The sequence below is a fragment of the Bacteroidota bacterium genome (genome assembly GCA_018816945.1).
In the GTDB taxonomy this organism is placed as follows: Bacteria; Bacteroidota; Bacteroidia; order Bacteroidales.
Genome location: JAHIVC010000019.1, coordinates 1 through 2,298, shown reverse-complemented (window position 1 = coordinate 2,298; position 2,298 = coordinate 1). Strand labels below are relative to the sequence as shown.

Below are 2,298 nucleotides of genomic sequence, written 5' to 3'. Positions count from 1 at the left end.
GGCTGAAAATTTCAATGGAAAAATCAAGGCGTTTAGGGCCGTGTTCAGAGGGATCAATGATATTGCATTTTTCATCTATCGTGTTTCACTAATATTTGCTTAATGAATTTCAACTCTCCACCTGTTTTATCTGATGAGCCTACATAGCCCTGAACCCGGCGGGTGTAGTTCAACACCGACTCATCGCTGGGTTCCCGATGAATCGGGACAGGCATTGCCGACCGCTCAGAGTCCTATTTATTGTGCCGTCGTGCTTTATTTTATATATTTTTTAAATGCCTGATAAATTTTCAATCCATTATCTAAAAGCCATTTATATGCATCGTCAACATTTTTCTCTAGTTTAATATCAATGTTCTCACGCATATATGCTATTCTTGAAGCTTTAGCAGTCGGTAATTCCTGCCAATCCAATGAAAATCCAAGAATCTTTTCTATTTCATCTTGTTTTTCTTTAAACTCACCAAAAAGTTCTTTGTTGTCAGGAATATACAAATCAATTCTAAGAAAATTATCCTTTACTGAAATCACAAATGATAAATGCACCTGTGCACTTCCAATACTCAAATCGTACCAATGTTGTCCCCTTGGTTTGCGTACTTTAAATGGTGTTTTTTGATTTGCAATATAATCCGCAAAACCTTTCCAAAAATTTAATTGAATTAAATTATTATCAGTCATGTTCGGCGAATTCGATGTCTTTTTAAATGCCTTTGACCAATCATTAGGAGAACAAATAATGTTAAACTTCGGAGCAGGTAAAGAATCTCCTATTTTCCAAAGTTCCATTTTAATCGCAAAAATACTTAAATCCTCGTCAGTAATTTCATTAAGCCAATCAATTGCTCTACGATGCTCTTCTCTTATATCTTTGAAAATCCAAACAATATAATTTGCCTCTAATCCAGATGCATAAGTAATTATTTTGCCTAAATGGTCATGATTAGTAGTCTCAAGTTGATTTTCGATAATTATCTTTTTCCCAGTATTCGTTTCCTCTGCTAAAATATCTGCGGAGAAACTTCCAACATTTGCTTCTGTTTTTATCACTTGCATATCAAGCGCAATTTCTTCAGATAGAAGTTGAAAATTATCAGGTTGAGCAAGCCAATTTGTAAAATCAATTGCTTCATGTTTCCAAACATCTCTAAGATCAATATTTTCAATTTTTCCAAGCATAATTTTATTGTTTGTAGTTTTTTAGTATGCGGCACAACGGTTTGGCTTTGAAACGTGGCAAAATTTCGGAGCGCTTTACTTTCCGCCGGAAAGTGAAGTGTGAACGAAATGCCCACGTTTCAGCCGAATACGAATTTGCCATGTTTTATAGGTGCTGTTACCAGCAGTTTTTCATAATAATTTCTCCAAACGTGATTTATCTATTAAGTCATCATCAAGAGAATGCAAAAATTTTAATAAATTCTCTTTACTTAATTTCCCATTAATTATCCAGTTTTTAATAGAAGTTGCAAACTCACTTGTCAATTGAAAAAGGCTTTCAAATCTTTCTTGGTTGTGTTCCATTTTGGGACTAATCCATTGTCTTGAATCTGTATTGAATTCTACATAAAATCCTGATTCTTTGAACGTGTCAAGAAATGATTTTTCTTTTCTTTTATTCTTTAATTTAGCCTTATTGTCTATCGATAGTGCCAATAAAACTATTAGAATAATTATAACCAGAATAAAATCTGAATCCATTTCATTATCTTGTTTTGTTTGATTGGTTTCAAAAGTCGATTTTAAGTTAAAGAATAAAGATATTGCAGCTAGATGCTTTTGTTCATGAGAAGTAAAATATTTTTCTAAGTTTTTTATTGGAATAGAATTATTAATTGCCAATAATTCTAAAATTACTGATTTTGCTAATTCTTCTATAGAAAGAATACACAAGGAGGTTGCTGTTCCCAATTTTCCTATTTGTGCTGCTTTCTCGGAGACATTCAATAAATCTTCAAAATTCTCAAAAGCTAGCTTGGCGCCTTCTTTATATTCCGATTTCTTGAGTTTGTAAATTGATATCATTTTGAAATTGTTGGTAACGGTTGGTACATGTTGTCGGGGCGGATTTCGGAGAGCGTTCCTGCCCGAAGGACACGGAACTGCGATGCGAGAAGCCGCAGTTGGCGTACAACCAAACCCCGCCCTGCAATATGTACTTTGTTGAACTAAATCCCGCCTGCGCGGGATAGCTCTTTCAAAAGTACCCGATTCTTTCTATACTCCGAGATTATTCACAACAAAAATTTCAGATTATGAGAAAGAAATCGGGACTTACTATTATTGAGCAGGCCATTG

General features: G+C 34.3%; 2 protein-coding genes. Both read right to left on the bottom strand.

All coding sequences use genetic code 11. The features are described 5' to 3' along the window. Positions 1 to 255: 255 nt before the first annotated feature. Positions 256 to 1,179 (bottom strand): DUF4268 domain-containing protein, encoded by a 924-nt coding sequence (locus KKG99_03615; protein MBU1012066.1) that lies wholly within the window; start codon positions 1,177 to 1,179, stop codon positions 256 to 258. A 171-nt stretch (positions 1,180 to 1,350) separates the two neighbouring features. Beyond that, positions 1,351 to 2,025 carry an AbiV family abortive infection protein gene (locus tag KKG99_03610; protein MBU1012065.1) on the bottom strand — a complete coding sequence of 225 codons (675 nt, stop codon included), beginning with the start codon at positions 2,023 to 2,025 and terminating at the stop codon, positions 1,351 to 1,353. Positions 2,026 to 2,298: the final 273 nt, after the last annotated feature.